The following is a 14,634-nucleotide window of genomic DNA, read 5'->3' on the forward strand; positions in this document are numbered from 1 at the left end:
GTCTCATTATAGAACCGGTTGTACTAAATGGAAACCGCCGGTTGTTAACAAAGATATAATTGCACTATTGCATGTTTTGCATGCAACGCCTTGATGGATGGGATAAACCGATATCTCAGTCTACCGTGACGGGGTGGGAAGTTACAAATCTGTAGCTTCTATCGCAGCAATCCCTGTTGCCGATGACGGCCCTGTCGGCACACTATGCACTTTACAGGGCCTTTGTTCAACCTTTCGCCAGTCCCGGCGTTTAGCCGACGATATCGGCCAGGCTCAGCTCTTCGACGATCTGTTTGACCCAGGCGTCGACACGCTCGTTGGTCAGCTCCGGCTGACGGTCTTCGTCGATCGCCAGACCGATGAAGTGGTTGTCGTCCGCCAGGCCTTTGGAGGCTTCGAAGTGGTAGCCTTTGGTCGGCCAGTGGCCCACGATGGCCGCGCCGCGCGGTTCGATGATGTCGCGGATGGTGCCCATCGCGTCACAGAAATATTCCGCGTAGTCTTCCTGGTCGCCGCAGCCGAACAGCGCCACCAGTTTGCCGTTGAAATCGACTTCTTCCAGCGTCGGGAAGAAATCGTCCCAGTCACACTGCGCTTCACCGTAGTACCAGGTCGGGATACCCAGCAGCAGGATATCGAACCCTTCCAGGTCTTCTTTGCTGCTTTTAGCGATGTCATGCACTTCAGAGACGTCGTCGCCAAACTGTTTCTGGAGAATTTTCTGGATCATTTTGGCAATGTTTTCGGTATTGCCAGTGTCGCTGCCAAAGAAAATGCCTACAGTAGCCATATCGCGTATAACCTTTAAATTCAAGTAATTGCATTACTCGATGCCAGCACTGCCGCCGCTGACGCCGATTAAAATGATGCCATGGCAAGAGCCGTTCGCCGCGGGGGGCGGGCGCCGACAGGCGCAGTCTCTTACCGGTAAATGCGTATCATGCCAGAAAGTGGCGCCGGGGTTTTATCGCATTTATGCGATGCCGGAGATGAAGAAAAGCGTGTCGATCCGGCGTTGTCCTTAACGCCGCGCCGCGCGTGCGGCCGAAGAGATCAATGTTCCGGCTGTTCTTCCGCCAGTTGCGCCAACAGCATCTGCTCGATGAGTTCGCTGCGGCTGATGTTGCGCTGTTCCGCCAGTTTGTTCAGGGCGTCCACCGCATCCGCGTTGATTTTCAGCTCTACGCGCCGCAATCCACGCACTTTATCGCGCCGTAACTGATTGCGCTTATTGATTCTAAGCTGTTCATCGCGGGAAAGCGGGTTGGTTTTCGGGCGCCCCGGACGGCGTTCATCTGCGAACAGATCCAGCGTCGTGCGATCCGTTTGTTCTTTTGCCATAGGTAGCGGTACTGCAAGGGAGTTTGCATCAAAAAGCGCTCGCACGCTTCCGGAGGCATCGGTTAACACACTTCGGGCCAATAAACCCTAACCCAAATTCACCCCCGACCCGGCGTTCGCGAACGCGCTGGCGCGGCGGCAAAATTATAGCGCGCCATATTACCCCAGCAGATGGAGCGGCGACAATGCCTAACTGCGGGCTAAACGCGCTAAGCCGTTATCTTTAGCGCGTTTTTTCGCCAGGTGAGCGTATTTTTCAGGCTTCGTCGAGGAAACGGTGGATGGCACGCAGCACCGCCTCCGGTTTTTCGGCATGCACCCAATGGCCGGTGCCGGCAACAACGTGCGCGCGGGCCTGCGGGAACTGGCGGGCGATGTCCGCACGGTAGCTGTCCTGCACGTACGGCGACAGGCCGCCGCGAATGAACAGGGTCGGGTGCGGCCAGGCCGGCACGTCCTGCCAGCCGGTGATGTCATCATAGCGCTCAATCAGCACCGGCAGGTTGAAGCGCCATTCGCCGTTATGGAAGGACTTCAGCAGGAACTGGATCACGCCTTCTTCCTGCAGGTAATCGCGCATCAGCTGGGCGGCGGCCTGGCGCTGGGTGATGCCGGCGGCGCTGACGGCCTTCAGGGCGGCGAAAATCTCGTCGTGACGTCGGGTCTGGTAATTCACCGGCGCGACGTCGATGACGATCAGCTTGGCGACGCGCTCGGGCGCGATGGCGGTCAGCGCCATCGCCGCTTTGCCGCCCATCGAATGGCCGATGACGATCGCTTTCTCAAGCCGCAGTTCGTCGAGCAGCTCCAGCAGATCCTGCGCCATCGCGGGGTAGTTCATCTCGTCGGCGCGCGGGGAGAGGCCGTGGTTGCGCAGATCGACCTTAATTACGCTGTGACGCTGATGCAGATCGCGCGCCAGCACGCCCAGGTTGTCCAGATTGCCGAACAGCCCGTGGATCAGCAGCACCGGCAGCGCGTCTGACTCGGCGGCCAGCAGTTGATAATGTAATTTCATGGCGAAGTTCATACTGAGAGAGATTCAGATTAGGGTATCATGATTGAATCGCACGATGAATCATGCGGAATTTTCGCGGCGCGGGCTTGGCAGTGCCGGCTATAGGTATTAGTCTGCATTTGCCGTCCGGAGGCACATTGTTGTGTTCGCCCCAGCGCTTTTAACCTTATAATCCCATGGCTTGAATGCAGGATCTGGCTTCAGGTTCTAAGTAGAAAAAACAGTATTGGATAAAGATGAAAACTATTGAAGTCGACGAAGAGCTTTACCGTTATATTGCCAGCCACACGCAACACATCGGTGAAAGCGCGTCCGATATTTTACGCCGCATGTTGAAATTCACCGCCGGTCAGCCGGTGCGCGCGTTGCCTGCCGCCAGTGCGTCGCCGTCCGTCGAAGCGGAAAAAGCGGCGCCGGTTCAGCGCCCGCGCGATCGCGTACGCGCCGTGCGTGAACTGCTGCTGTCGGATGAATACGCCGAGCAGAACAAAGCGGTCAACCGTTTCATGCTGGTGCTGTCCACGCTGTACACCCTCGATGCCGCCGGTTTTGCCGCCGCCACCGAGGCGTTGACCGGCCGTACCCGCACCTATTTCGCCGGCGATCAGCAGACCCTGCTGGCCAACGGCACGCATACCAAGCCGAAGCATGTGCCGGGCACCCCTTACTGGGTGATCACCAATACCAATACCGGCCGCAAACGCAGCATGATCGAACACATCATGCAGGCGATGCAGTTCCCGGCGGAACTGATCGAGAAAGTTTGCGGTACCGTCTAATTTAGCGAACAGCCCGTCATGATGGCCGTGCGCGACGTATTTGCCCGGTCACCGACAGGGATGAGGGAGATATGTCGATGGCGAATAATCCACGTGCCGGGCAGCCCGCCCGTCAAAGCGATCTGATCAACGTAGCCCAGCTGACGTCGCAGTACTATGTGCTGCAACCGGAAGCCGGCAATGCCGCACATGCGGTGAAGTTTGGCACCTCCGGCCACCGCGGCAGCGCGCAGCGCCACAGCTTCAACGAAGCGCACATCCTCGCCATCGCTCAGGCGATCGCCGAAGTTCGTCATCAGCAAGGCACTACCGGCCCGTGCTACGTGGGCAAAGACACCCATGCACTGTCCGAGCCGGCCTTCATTTCCGTGCTGGAAGTGCTGACCGCCAACGGCGTCGATGTGATCGTGCAGGAAAACAACGGCTTCACGCCAACGCCGGCGGTATCGCACGCCATTCTGTGCCACAACCGCCGCGGCGGCGCGCAGGCCGACGGCATCGTCATTACGCCGTCCCACAACCCGCCGGAAGACGGCGGCATCAAATACAATCCGCCGAACGGCGGCCCGGCTGACACCAACCTGACGTCGGTGATCGAAAAGCGCGCCAACGAACTGCTGGCGCAGCAGCTGAAAGGCGTGCAGCGTCAGTCGCTGGACAAGGCCTGGAACAGCGGCCACCTGCACGCCAAAGATTTGGTGCAGCCTTACGTCGAAGGGCTGGTGGAGGTGGTCGACATGCCGGCCATCCAACGCGCCGGCCTGAAGCTGGGCGTGGATCCGCTCGGCGGTTCCGGCATCGCCTATTGGCAGCGGGTGGCGGAACACTACAAGCTGGATCTGACGCTGGTGAACGATTCCATCGATCAGACGTTCCGCTTTATGCACCTGGATCACGACGGCATCATCCGCATGGACTGCTCGTCGGAGTCGGCGATGGCCGGCCTGCTGGCGCTGCGCGACAAATTCGATTTGGCGTTCGCCAACGATCCGGATTACGACCGCCACGGCATCGTCACGCCGAAGGGTCTGATGAACCCGAACCACTATCTGGCGGTAGCCATCAACTACCTGTTCCAGCATCGCCCGCAGTGGGGCGCCGATGTTGCGGTGGGTAAAACGCTGGTGTCCAGCGCGATGATCGATCGCGTGGTGGCCGATCTGGGCCGCAAGCTGGTGGAAGTGCCGGTCGGCTTCAAGTGGTTCGTGGACGGTCTGTTCGACGGCAGCCTGGGCTTTGGCGGCGAAGAGAGCGCCGGGGCTTCGTTCCTGCGCTTCAACGGCCAGCCGTGGTCGACCGACAAAGACGGCATCATCATGTGCCTGCTGGCGGCTGAAATCACCGCGGTAACCGGTGAGAACCCGCAGCATCACTATGACGATCTGGCCAAGCGCTTCGGCGCGCCAAGCTACAACCGCATCCAGGCGCCGGCAACCCATGCACAGAAAGCGGCGCTGTCCAAGCTGTCGCCGGAGATGGTCAAGGCCAGTACGCTGGGCGGGGACCCGATCACCGCACGTCTGACCGCAGCGCCGGGCAACGGCGCGTCGATCGGCGGCCTGAAAGTGATGACCGACAACGGTTGGTTCGCGGCTCGTCCTTCCGGCACCGAAGAGGCTTACAAGATCTACTGCGAGAGCTTCCTCGGGGCGGAGCACCGCGAGAAGATTGAGCACGAAGCGGTCGAGATCGTCAGCGAAGTGCTGGCTTCCGCCAAGTAATCACTTTTCTTGATTGATAAAAAGCGCTGTTTTTACAGCGCTTTTTTTATGGGCGCTATTTAGATATATCTTTTTCACGGCACGCACTTGCGCATTTAGATATATCGATCTAGATTAGCGCTATCGATGCTGTTTAGATATATCTAAACAACCTCGTATTGATGTTCCCAACTAAAGCGAGGTCTCACCTTATGTTTCATCGATTAGGTTTACACCGGCATCATCATCACCATGAATGCGAAGAGGGCCGTCGTCATCGCGGCGGGCGTCATCACTTCGGCGGCGAAGGCGAAGAGCACGGCCGGGGTGGGCGCGGCGGCCGGGGCGGGCGTCATCGTCTGTTCGAACACGGCGATCTGCGCCTGGTACTGCTGGCGCTGGTGGCGCGCAAGCCCAGCCACGGGTACGAATTGATCAAGGCGATCGAGGAAGCGTCATCCGGCCTGTACGTGCCGAGCCCGGGGGTGATTTACCCCACGCTGACGCTGCTGGAAGAGCAGGACTTCCTCGAACCGCTCACCACCGGCAACGGCCGCAAAAGCTACCGCATCACCGCGGCGGGCGAGGGCGAGCTGCAAAAGCATCAACAGGTGGTTGAGGTCATTCTGGCGCGTCTGGCGGGCGCCGGCCGCGAGCGTCATCGGCACGGCAACCTGGCGGAAGGCATCTACGACGCCATGAACCGTCTGCGCAGCCTGCTGCGCGGCAACGTGATGCGCGCCGATCTTACGCCGCAGCAGGTGGAGCGCATCAACGCCGCGTTGCTGACCGCCGTGGCGGCGATCGAAAGCGAAATGCAGATTCAACCTTCGCAACAGGAGAAGAACTGATGCCCGGCCACCGTTTTAACATTACCGTTGAAGCCCTGAGCGATCGCCAGGGCAATCCCGTCGAGAAAGCGCCGCTGAGTTTTGAGGTGAGCAACCACGACGATATTCTCGAGATCGTCGAGCGCATTCGGGCGCGTGACGATCTGAACTTCGGCCCCGAGCAGAGCGCGGCTTTTGCCGTGGGGTTGAAGCTGTTCTCCGAAGTGATGATCGAAAACCGCAAACACCCGGTGTTCGCTCCGCTGCGCGAGGCGTTTAAGGAGTTTATGGTCGGATTGAAGAAGGGCCCGGCGGCGTAAAGGCGCGGCAAACCGCGCCCTCCGGGGTTAAGGCATGAAGCGATAGCCGACGCCGGTTTCGGTCAGCAGGTGTTTGGGCCGGGCCGGATCGGCTTCGAGCTTCTGCCGCAAATGGCCCATGTAGATGCGCAGATAGTGGCTGTGCTCCACGTAGTTCGGCCCCCAGACGTGGCTCAACAGCTGGCGTTGGGTGATCACCTTGCCGGCGTTGGCCAGCAGCTCCGCCAACAGACGAAACTCGATCGGCGTCAGATGCAGATCTTCGTCGTTGCGTAGCACCCGGCGGTTGACCAGATCGACGGTGATTTCCGAAAAGCTCACCAGCGGGCTTTCCTGCTGGCTGGCGGAGTGGCGGCGCAGCGCGACCCGCACCCGCGCCAACAGTTCGCCGATGCCGAACGGTTTGCTGAGATAGTCGTCGGCGCCGGCGTCCAGCGCGGCGATTTTGTCCTCTTCGGCGTTGCGCGCCGACAGCACGATCACCGGAATGGCGCTCCACTGCCGCAGATCGCGGATGTAGCTCAGCCCGTCGCCATCCGGTAAGCCCAAATCCAGGATGATCAGATCCGGTTTGCGCGTACCGGCCTCAATCAGCCCGCGTTGCAGGGTTTCACTTTCAAACACCCGCAGGCCTTCGCTCTCCAGCGCGGTGCGCACGAAGCGGCGGATCTCTTTTTCATCTTCAACAATCAGAATGTTGGTTGGCGTTATGCTCACGTTTCCCCTGCGTTGATTACAGATCGAAGGCGTCGCCGTCGATCTCGGGCGGTTTTTCCAGCGGCAGCACGAAGCGGAAGCTGGCGCCGCCGTTGGCGCCGTTTTCCGCCCAGATGCGGCCGTCATGCACTTCAATAATGGCACGACAAATCGCTAACCCCAAGCCGACGCCAGGGATCGCCGACTCTTTATTGCCGCGTGAAAACTTGTCGAAAATCAGCTGCAGCTGATCGGCGGGGATGCCGGGGCCGTTATCCCAGACCTCGACTTCCAGCCACTCGGGCAGCGTGCGGGCGCGAATGCCGATGGTGGCCTCGGCGCCGGCGTATTTATTGGCGTTTTCCAACAGGTTGGTGAACACCCGTTCCAGCAGGCTGCCGTCGCAGTTGACCAGGATCTGTTCCGGCGGCAGATCGACCTCGATCGGATGCTGGCTGAGCAGCGGCTCCAGCATGTGCAGCGAAGCGCCGACGATCTCTTCCAGCGACTGCCACTCTTTACGCAGGCTGAAACCGCCGGACTGGATGCGCGCCATATCCAGCAGGTTGTTCACCAGCCGGGTGGTGCTCAGCACCTGCTGGCGGATCTGGCTGGCCTGGGTGGCGTGATTGGAACCTTCGGCCGCCAGGTCCAGCGTGAGAATTTCCGCCTGGCCGAACAACACGGTCAGCGGGGTGCGCAGATCGTGCGACAGCGCCGCCAGCAGCGAGTTGCGCAGCTGTTCGCGTTCGGCGTCCAGCTTGGCTTCTTCGGCGCTGCGCGCCAGGTGCAGCCGTTCCAGCGCGCTGGCGATCAGCACTGCGAAGGTTTGCAGCAGCCGCTGTTGTTCCGGCACCATCAGCTGGCGCAGGTTGTTGGGTTCGATCGCCAACAGGCCGAAGGTCTGTTTGGGGGTATTGAGCGGCAGCAGTTGGTAAGGCACGCCGGGCAGGGTGTCTGTGCCGGCGCCGGCCGGCAAGCCTTTATCGAAACTCCAGCGCGCGATGGCTTCGTCTACCGACAGCAGCCCGCCTTCCTCGCCGATCATTTGCTGCAGCCGGCCGTCTTCCTGCGGCAGCAGCAGCACGGTTTTCGCCTGGAAGCTGCTGGAGAGGAAATGACGGCTGGTGTTGGCGATGTCGGCCACGGTCAGCGCGCGGCTCAGCCCGCGTGACATTTCGTACAGATGGCGCGCCCGCTGCTCGCGATAGCGCGCCACCCGGGCCTGATAACGCACCCCGGCGGTCAGGTTGCCGATGATGATGCCGACGGCGAGCATCACGCCGAAGGTCAGCAGATACTGCATATCGCTGACGGCGAACGACCATTCGGGCTGAACGAAGAACAGATCGAAACTGGCGACGTTGATCACCGCCGCCAGCACCGATGGCCAGCGGCCGAAGAACAGCGCGACGATCGCCACGCCGAGCAGGTAGACCATCACCAGGTTGGCCTGATCGAAGCCCGGCAGCAGCCACTGCGAGAGCAGGGTGATCAGCGCGCACAGCGCCACCGCCACCGCGCAGCCGCGCAGCTGCATGCGCCATTTCTCATTGAAGCTGCGGCCGTCGTGCTCCTTGCCCGGCGGCGGCTGTGCGGCGTCGCTGTCCAGCGCGACGATCACCAGATCGAGATCCGGACCCAGCCGGCCGAGGCGATCGGCGAAACTGCCGCGCAGCTTCCAGCGCTGCTCGCTGCGGCGGCCGATGATGATTTTGCCGAGGTTATGCTCGCGGGCGTAGCGCAGCACTGCGCGCTCTTCGGACGGATCGGCCAGGGTGGCGGTTTCGGCGCCCAGCTCCTGCGCCAGCCGCAGCGCGCGCAGAATGGCGCGGCGCTGGTTTTCCGGCAGCCGGTGCAGCTTGGGGGTTTCCACGTAGACCGCATGCCAGTGGCAGCCGAGCCGCGCCGCCAGCCGGGCGGCGATGCGCACCAGCTTTTCGTTGCCGCTGTTGTGGCCGACGCACAGCAGAATGCTGTCGCGGGTGTGCCACACTTTCTCGCGCCCCTGGGTGTCGCGAAACTCGCGCATCTGGTCATCGACCCGATCGGCGGTGCGGCGCAGCGCCAACTCGCGCAGGGCGATCAGGTTGCCTTTACGGAAAAAATGCTCGATGGCGCGCTCGGCCTGACCGGGAATATACACTTTGCCTTCGTGCAGCCGTCGGCGCAGATCGTCCGGCGGCAGATCGACCAGCACCACTTCGCTGGCCTCGTCAAACACGTGGTCGGGCACCGTTTCGCGCACCCGCACGCCGGTCACGCCGCCCACCACGTCGTTCAGACTTTCCAAATGTTGTACGTTGACGGTAGTCAGCACGTCGATGCCGGCGTCCAGCAGCTCTTCCACATCCTGCCAGCGTTTGGGGTGGCGCGAACCGTGGGCGTTGCTGTGCGCCAGTTCGTCCATCAGGATCAGCGCCGGATGGCGCGCCAACGCGGCGTCGAGGTCGAATTCCTGCACCAGTCGCCCGCGATGCTGGATGCGCTTTTGCGGCAACAGCGCCAGGCCGTCGAGCAGGGCGGCGGTCTCGCTGCGGCCGTGGGTTTCCACCACGCCGACCAGCACATCCAGCCCCTGTGCGCGCAAACGCTGGGCCTCCTGCAGCATGGCGTAGGTTTTGCCTACGCCGGCGCAGGCGCCGAAGAATACCTTCAACCGGCCGCGCGGTTTTTCATTGGCCAGCGCCAGCAGGCTATCGGGATCGGGACGCTGCTGTTCTTCTTCGACCATGACAATTCCTTGTGTTACCAAGCAAAAAGGGGTTCGGCACGCCGAACCCTATCACTATGCTGAATACGGTGCGTTACTTCAACGCATCCAGCGCCAGGTTCAGCTTCAACACGTTGACCACCGATTCGCCCATGAAGTTGGGCGTGGCCCGATCGGTGTTGTCTTCGATCAGTTTGGCGACCTGTTCCGGCGGCAGATGACGTGCCGCCGCGACCCGCGCCAGCTGATACCGCGCCGCAGCGGTCGAGATCTGCGGATCCAGCCCGCTGCCGGAGGCGGTCAGCAGATCCACCGGGATCGGGCCGCTCATGGCCGGATTGGCCTGGCGCAGCTGCGCCGCGCGTTCGGCGATAACCTTATCCAGCGCCGGGTTGGTGGCCGCCAGGTTGCTGCCGGCGGAGGCCTGTGGATTATAGGCTGAATCGCCGGTCGCCGACGGGCGGCCCCAGAAATAGTCGGCGCGCGTGAAGTTCTGGCCAATCAGCGCGGAGCCGACCGCCTTGTCGCCCTGGTACAGCAGCGAACCGTTGGCCGCGCCCGAAAACAGCAGCTGCGCCAGCCCGGTGGTCAGCAGCGGATAGGCGATGCCGGTGAGCAGCGTCAGCAGGATCAACATCACCAGCGCAGGTCGTAAATATGTCATGTTCTTTTCCCTCAATGGTTAACCGGCGACGTGCAGCGCGACCAGGATCAGGTCGATCAGTTTGATGCCGACGAACGGCACCAGCAGACCGCCGACCCCGTACAGCCACAGGTTGCGGCGCAGCAGAGCCGCGGCGCTCATCGGTTTGTAGCTCACCCCTTTCAGCGCCAGCGGGATCAGAAACACGATCACCAGGGCGTTGAAGATCACCGCCGACATGATGGCGGAGGCGGGGGAGTGCAGGTGCATCACGTTCAGCGCGTTCAGCTGCGGATAGGTGGCCGCGAACGCCGCCGGAATGATGGCGAAGTACTTGGCCACGTCGTTGGCGATGCTGAAGGTGGTCAGCGAACCGCGCGTCATCAGCATCTGTTTGCCGATATGTACCACTTCGATCAGCTTGGTCGGGTTGGAATCCAGATCGACCATGTTGCCCGCCTCTTTGGCGGCCTGGGTGCCGGAGTTCATCGCCACCGCCACATCGGCCTGCGCCAGCGCCGGGGCGTCGTTGGTGCCGTCGCCGGTCATCGCCACCAGACGGCCTTCCGCCTGATACTGGCGGATCAGCGCCAGCTTGGCTTCCGGCGTGGCTTCCGACAGGAAGTCGTCCACCCCGGCTTCGGCGGCGATCGCCGCCGCGGTCAGCGGGTTATCGCCGGTGATCATCACCGTTTTGATGCCCATCTTGCGCAGCTCATTGAAGCGTTCTTTGATGCCGCCCTTGACGATATCCTTCAACGCCACCACGCCCAGCACCCGGGCGCCTTCCGCCACCACCAGCGGCGTGCCGCCGGTGCGCGCCACGCTTTCCACCAGATCGTCCACCGCCCGCGGGAAGTGCCCCTGATTGGTTTCGACGTGACGGCGAATGGCGTCCACCGCGCCTTTGCGGATCATGCGCTCCTGCACGTTGACGCCGCTCATGCGAGTCTGGGCGGAGAAGGGCACGAAGGTGGCGTTCAGCGCCTGCAGATCGCGCTCGCGCAGGTTAAAGCGCTGTTTGGCCAGCACCACGATGCTGCGGCCTTCCGGCGTTTCGTCCGCCAGCGAAGCCAGCTGCGCGGCGTCCGCCAGCTCTTGTTCTTTCACGCCCGGCGCCGGCAGGAACTCCGACGCCTGACGGTTGCCCAGCGTAATGGTGCCGGTTTTATCCAGCAGCAGCACGTCCACGTCGCCGGCGGCTTCCACCGCGCGGCCGCTGGTGGCGATCACGTTGGCGCCGAGCATGCGGCTCATCCCGGCCACGCCGATGGCGGACAGCAGACCGCCGATGGTGGTGGGGATCAGGCAAACCAGCAGCGCGACCAGCACGGTGATGGTGACCACGCTGCCGCTGCCGGCCGCCTCGACGCTGTATTGCGAGAACGGGAACAGGGTGGCGGTGGCCAACACGAACACGATGGTCAGCGCCACCAGCAGGATGGTCAGCGCGATTTCGTTCGGCGTTTTGCGGCGTTTAGCGCCTTCCACCATGGCGATCATGCGATCGAGGAAGGTTTCCCCCGGGTTGACGCTGCACTGCACCACCAGCCAGTCGGACAGCACGCGGGTGCCGCCGGTGACCGAGGAGAAGTCCCCGCCGGATTCGCGGATCACCGGGGCGGATTCCCCGGTGATGGCGCTTTCATCCACCGAGGCGCCGCCCTCCAGCACTTCGCCGTCGCACGGAATGGTGTCGCCGGCTTCCACCAGCACGATATCGCCTTTGCGCAGACTCTCGGCGGCCACTTTCTCCGTGGCGCCGTCGCGGCGCGGGCCGGCCAGTTTTTTCGCCCAGCTGGTTTTCTTGGTGCCTTTCAGGCTTTCCGCCTGGGCCTTGCTGCGGCCTTCGGCCAGCGCCTCTGCGAAGTTGGCGAACAGCACGGTGAACCACAACCACAGGGAGACGCTGCCGGTAAAGGCGGCGGCGCCGTCGGTTTGGCCGGCGAGGATCGCCAGCCAGATGGCGGTGGTCAGCAGGCTGCCGATATACACCACGAACATCACCGGGTTGCGCCATTGAACGCGAGGGTCCAGTTTTTTCACCGCATCGATCAGCGCGGTGCGCACCAGAGCCGGTTCAAACAGCGCGCGTTGTTTGCGAGTCATCTCTTATTCTCTCTCTGTGACGTCTGTTAGTTTGCCAACCAAAGTTGCAAATGCTCGGCCACCGGGCCCAGCGCCAGCGCCGGCACGAAGGTCAGCGCGCCCACCAGCAGCACAGTGCCGATCAGCAGGCCGATAAACAGCGGCCCATAGGTCGGCAGGGTGCCGTTGCCCGCCGGCTGGCGTGGCTTGGCGCTCAGCGAACCGGCGATCGCCAGCACCGGCAGGATCACCCCGAAGCGGCCGACGAACATGGCGAAGGCCAGCAGCAGGTTGTAGAACGGCGTATTGACGCTCAAGCCGGCGAAGGCGCTGCCGTTGTTGTTGGCGGCGGAGGACAGGGCATACAGCACTTCGCTGAAGCCGTGGGCGCCCGGATTGAGGATGCCGGCGCGGCCCGCGTCGGTGCCGATGGCCAGCGCGCTGCCCAGCAACACCAGCGTCGGCGTGACCAGGATCGCCAGCGCGGTCATCTTCATGTCGTAAACGTCGATCTTCTTGCCCAGATATTCCGGGGTGCGGCCGATCATCAGACCGGCGATAAATACGGTCAGCAGCACGAACAGCAGCATGCCGTACAGGCCGGAGCCGACGCCGCCGAACACCACTTCACCGATCTGCATCAGCCACATCGGCACCATGCCGCCCAGCGCGGTGAAGGAGTCGTGCATGGCGTTGACCGCCCCGCAGGACGCGGCGGTGGTCACCACCGAGAACAGGCTGGTGGCGAGAATGCCGAAGCGCGACTCTTTGCCTTCCATATTGATGTTGCTGTCGGCGCCCAGCGCGCTCAGGTGCGGGTTGCCCGCCAGCTCGGCGTACATCACCACCACCACCGCCACCACGAAGATCAGCGCCATCGCCCAGATCAGCGCGTGGCCCTGACGGTTTTCACCGGCCAGTTGTCCGAAAGAGAAGCACAGCGCGCAAGGGATCAGGAAGATGGCCAGCATCTGCACGAAGTTGGTCAGCACGGTCGGGTTTTCGAACGGGTGCGCCGAGTTGGCGCCGAAGAACCCCCCGCCGTTGGTGCCGAGCATCTTGATCGCTTCCTGCGAGGCGACCGGCCCCATCGGCAGCGTCTGCTGCGCGCCTTCGAGCGTGGTGACGTGCAGGTAAGGCAGGAAGTTTTGCAGCGTGCCCTGGCTGACGAAGAACAGGGCGATCAGCAGCGCGATCGGCAGCAGCACATACAGCGTGATGCGGAACAGATCGGCCCAGGCGTTGCCGACGGTCTTGCCGGCGCGGCGGGTAAAGGCGCGGATCAGCGCAAAGGCCACGGCGATGCCGGTGGAGGCGGAAACGAAGTTCTGCACCGCCAGCCCGGCCATCTGGCTGAAATAGCTGAGGGCGCTTTCACCGCTGTAGGCTTGCCAGTTGGTGTTGGTGACGAAGCTGACGGCGGTGTTGAGCGCCAGATCCCAGGAGAGGCCAGGGAAGCCTTGCGGGTTGAGCGGCAGCGAGCCCTGCGCCATCAGCAGGGCGAACAGCAGCGCCAGGCCGAGCAGGTTAAACGCCAGGATCGCCAGCGCGTACTGCCACCAATTCATCTCGGTGGGGCGGATGCCGCAGGCGCGCCAGACGCCGGCTTCCACTGCGCGCAGCGCAGGCAGCGGCTCACCTTCGATCAGGCGCGCCATAAAACCGCCCAGCGGCCGGGCCAGCAGCAGAAGCACCAGCAGAAAACTGGCGATCAGTAAAAAGGCTGAAGCCGCCATCAGAAATCCTCCGCGTTAAACAGGGCGTAGACCAGATAGGCCAACAGCAGCAGAACCAACAGCGCACCACCAATAACGCTGAAACTCACGGGACACCTCCAGAGGTGTTGTTTTTGATAGAGGCAGTGTAGGGAGCGGGGTAGAAAGAAGATGAAAAAATCGCGCGGGCGGGTGTAAAAAAAGTATAAAAATGGCTGAAATTTCAGCAAAAATTGAGCATTTCAACCAGCAGGTTGGCGGCGAGATTGCGCCTGATGAGTGAATAAGCAAGGGCAGAGGCGTGGCAGCAGGAACCGGATAATAACCACAACGTAACCAATGTTAAGTTAAAAATTAACTTGGTTGTAACAAAATTACGAATCGCCGCGGTGATTAGCGATTTTTTGTGCGATTTAGTGGTCGGATGAGTAGTAAACTTTCATCAAGTGCGCTAAAATTTTGTCCAGTTACCAAATTACCGATTGTTCATTTGATACGCCCACGCCGTTTTCCCTGACAAATCAACGGCAGGCGTTTTTAAGGAGGTTCGCATGTCTACGACCTATCACGCTTATTCACTGCATCGGATTCTCCTGCGCCGCAGCGCAGTGGTGATCGCGGGCATTTTGGCCCTGCCGGTGATGCTGTTCCGCAGCGATCGCGGGCGTTTTTACAGCTACCTGCACCGCGTCTGGTCAAAAACCAGCGATAAGCCGGTTTGGCTGCAGCAGGCGGAACTGGCGTCCTGCGACTTCTACTGAGTCACTGCCGACTCACGAACAACCCTCGCC

At 61.8% G+C, this 14,634-nt stretch carries 14 protein-coding genes; 5 read left to right on the forward strand and 9 right to left on the reverse strand.

The window, feature by feature from the left end:
• Positions 1-250: 250 nt before the first annotated feature.
• The 3 genes from fldA to ybfF form a co-directional block, all read right to left on the reverse strand.
• Positions 251-790: a flavodoxin FldA gene (gene fldA, locus ACJ8J1_RS11890; protein WP_004939938.1), complete on the reverse strand. Its 540-nt coding sequence runs from the start codon at positions 788-790 to the stop codon at positions 251-253.
• A 263-nt stretch (positions 791-1,053) separates the two neighbouring features.
• Entirely contained in the window at positions 1,054-1,341 is a 288-nt protein-coding gene (gene ybfE, locus ACJ8J1_RS11895; protein WP_004939936.1) for a LexA regulated protein, read from the reverse strand.
• A gap of 256 nt (positions 1,342-1,597) precedes the next feature.
• On the reverse strand, positions 1,598-2,371 hold the full coding sequence (gene ybfF, locus ACJ8J1_RS11900; RefSeq protein ID WP_080273370.1) for an esterase: 774 nt from the start codon (positions 2,369-2,371) through the stop codon (positions 1,598-1,600).
• A gap of 224 nt (positions 2,372-2,595) precedes the next feature.
• On the opposite strand from ybfF, the gene seqA reads away from it, so the two are divergent.
• The 4 genes from seqA to ACJ8J1_RS11920 all read left to right on the forward strand — a co-directional run bounded on the left by seqA (position 2,596) and on the right by ACJ8J1_RS11920 (position 5,988).
• Positions 2,596-3,138, forward strand: coding sequence for a replication initiation negative regulator SeqA (seqA, locus tag ACJ8J1_RS11905; RefSeq protein WP_033651164.1), 543 nt, complete (start codon positions 2,596-2,598; stop codon positions 3,136-3,138).
• A 77-nt stretch (positions 3,139-3,215) separates the two neighbouring features.
• Positions 3,216-4,859 carry a phosphoglucomutase (alpha-D-glucose-1,6-bisphosphate-dependent) gene (pgm, locus tag ACJ8J1_RS11910; RefSeq protein WP_033638690.1) on the forward strand — a complete coding sequence of 548 codons (1,644 nt, stop codon included), beginning with the start codon at positions 3,216-3,218 and terminating at the stop codon, positions 4,857-4,859.
• Between the two features lie 191 nt (positions 4,860-5,050).
• A complete protein-coding gene (locus ACJ8J1_RS11915) occupies positions 5,051-5,689 on the forward strand; it encodes a PadR family transcriptional regulator (RefSeq protein ID WP_033642180.1) in 639 nt (212 codons plus the stop codon).
• The gene (locus tag ACJ8J1_RS11920; RefSeq protein WP_033642181.1) at positions 5,689-5,988 is read left to right on the forward strand and encodes a DUF3861 domain-containing protein; all 300 of its coding nucleotides are present in this window, start codon (positions 5,689-5,691) and stop codon (positions 5,986-5,988) included. Before ACJ8J1_RS11915 ends, ACJ8J1_RS11920 begins: the two co-directional genes overlap by 1 nt.
• Positions 5,989-6,015: 27 nt before the next feature.
• On the opposite strand, the gene kdpE is transcribed toward ACJ8J1_RS11920, so the two are convergent.
• From kdpE to ACJ8J1_RS11950, 6 genes are all read right to left on the reverse strand, one after another.
• Positions 6,016-6,705, reverse strand: a complete 690-nt coding sequence (gene kdpE, locus ACJ8J1_RS11925) for a two-component system response regulator KdpE (RefSeq protein ID WP_019454051.1) — start codon at positions 6,703-6,705, stop codon at positions 6,016-6,018.
• Positions 6,706-6,721: 16 nt separating this feature from the next.
• Positions 6,722-9,418: a two-component system sensor histidine kinase KdpD gene (gene kdpD, locus ACJ8J1_RS11930; protein ID WP_033642182.1), complete on the reverse strand. Its 2,697-nt coding sequence runs from the start codon at positions 9,416-9,418 to the stop codon at positions 6,722-6,724.
• A gap of 73 nt (positions 9,419-9,491) precedes the next feature.
• The gene (kdpC, locus tag ACJ8J1_RS11935; protein WP_033642183.1) at positions 9,492-10,061 is read right to left on the reverse strand and encodes a potassium-transporting ATPase subunit KdpC; all 570 of its coding nucleotides are present in this window, start codon (positions 10,059-10,061) and stop codon (positions 9,492-9,494) included.
• 18 nt (positions 10,062-10,079) lie between these two features.
• A complete protein-coding gene (kdpB, locus tag ACJ8J1_RS11940) occupies positions 10,080-12,149 on the reverse strand; it encodes a potassium-transporting ATPase subunit KdpB (RefSeq protein WP_033642184.1) in 2,070 nt (689 codons plus the stop codon).
• Positions 12,150-12,175: 26 nt separating this feature from the next.
• On the reverse strand, positions 12,176-13,864 hold the full coding sequence (gene kdpA, locus ACJ8J1_RS11945) for a potassium-transporting ATPase subunit KdpA (RefSeq protein ID WP_033642186.1): 1,689 nt from the start codon (positions 13,862-13,864) through the stop codon (positions 12,176-12,178).
• Positions 13,864-13,953 carry a K(+)-transporting ATPase subunit F gene (locus ACJ8J1_RS11950; protein ID WP_016928742.1) on the reverse strand — a complete coding sequence of 30 codons (90 nt, stop codon included), beginning with the start codon at positions 13,951-13,953 and terminating at the stop codon, positions 13,864-13,866. Before ACJ8J1_RS11950 ends, kdpA begins: the two co-directional genes overlap by 1 nt.
• Before the next feature lie 441 nt (positions 13,954-14,394).
• Between ACJ8J1_RS11950 and ACJ8J1_RS11955 the strand changes: the two genes are divergently transcribed.
• Entirely contained in the window at positions 14,395-14,604 is a 210-nt protein-coding gene (locus ACJ8J1_RS11955; RefSeq protein WP_004939916.1) for a YbfA family protein, read from the forward strand.
• Positions 14,605-14,634: the final 30 nt, after the last annotated feature.

Source organism: Serratia sp. CY37869 (assembly GCF_052168895.1).
Taxonomy (GTDB): Bacteria; Pseudomonadota; Gammaproteobacteria; order Enterobacterales; family Enterobacteriaceae; genus Serratia; species Serratia ureilytica.

Excerpts from the sequence above, each read along its gene's own strand:
- ACJ8J1_RS11915 (WP_033642180.1), top strand. The coding sequence starts at position 5,051 with ATGTTTCATCGATTAGGTTTACACCGGCATCATCATCACCATGAATGC.
- kdpD (WP_033642182.1), bottom strand. The coding sequence starts at position 9,418 with ATGGTCGAAGAAGAACAGCAGCGTCCCGATCCCGATAGCCTGCTGGCG.
- ybfE (WP_004939936.1), bottom strand. The coding sequence starts at position 1,341 with ATGGCAAAAGAACAAACGGATCGCACGACGCTGGATCTGTTCGCAGAT.
- kdpB (WP_033642184.1), bottom strand. The coding sequence starts at position 12,149 with ATGACTCGCAAACAACGCGCGCTGTTTGAACCGGCTCTGGTGCGCACC.
- kdpA (WP_033642186.1), bottom strand. The coding sequence starts at position 13,864 with ATGGCGGCTTCAGCCTTTTTACTGATCGCCAGTTTTCTGCTGGTGCTT.
- pgm (WP_033638690.1), top strand. The coding sequence starts at position 3,216 with ATGGCGAATAATCCACGTGCCGGGCAGCCCGCCCGTCAAAGCGATCTG.
- kdpC (WP_033642183.1), bottom strand. The coding sequence starts at position 10,061 with ATGACATATTTACGACCTGCGCTGGTGATGTTGATCCTGCTGACGCTG.
- ybfF (WP_080273370.1), bottom strand. The coding sequence starts at position 2,371 with ATGAACTTCGCCATGAAATTACATTATCAACTGCTGGCCGCCGAGTCA.
- ACJ8J1_RS11920 (WP_033642181.1), top strand. The coding sequence starts at position 5,689 with ATGCCCGGCCACCGTTTTAACATTACCGTTGAAGCCCTGAGCGATCGC.
- seqA (WP_033651164.1), top strand. The coding sequence starts at position 2,596 with ATGAAAACTATTGAAGTCGACGAAGAGCTTTACCGTTATATTGCCAGC.
- ACJ8J1_RS11955 (WP_004939916.1), top strand. The coding sequence starts at position 14,395 with ATGTCTACGACCTATCACGCTTATTCACTGCATCGGATTCTCCTGCGC.
- fldA (WP_004939938.1), bottom strand. The coding sequence starts at position 790 with ATGGCTACTGTAGGCATTTTCTTTGGCAGCGACACTGGCAATACCGAA.